1 protein-coding gene is annotated in these 236 nt (G+C 49.2%); it reads left to right on the forward strand.

Features of this window, described 5'->3' with window-relative positions; translation table 11 throughout:
* Positions 1-21 precede the first annotated feature (21 nt).
* A partial coding sequence (locus tag SB773_RS34660) for a hydroxyethylthiazole kinase (RefSeq protein ID WP_410595087.1) occupies positions 22-236 on the forward strand: 215 nt, incomplete at its 3' end.

Consider the following 236-nt stretch of genomic DNA (forward strand, 5'->3'; position numbering starts at 1 on the left):
GCTGCACAAGCAGCAAATAAATTGAATAGTATCATCGTGGTCAGCGGGGCTAAGGATGCGGTCAGCGACGGAAAACATACGTCAATTATCGACAACGGGAATCTCCTTTTAACTAATGTTACTGGTACCGGATGCATGGCCACTGCTCTTATCGGCACCTTTTCCGGAGTCACGGACGATTTCTATTCTGCGGCAATTGCTGGTATCTCGACCATGAGCATTTCAGGGGACCTGGC

Origin of the sequence: Bacillus sp. SIMBA_074 (assembly GCF_046534555.1) — a bacterium.
GTDB lineage: Bacteria > Bacillota > Bacilli > Bacillales > Bacillaceae_G > Bacillus_A > Bacillus_A mycoides.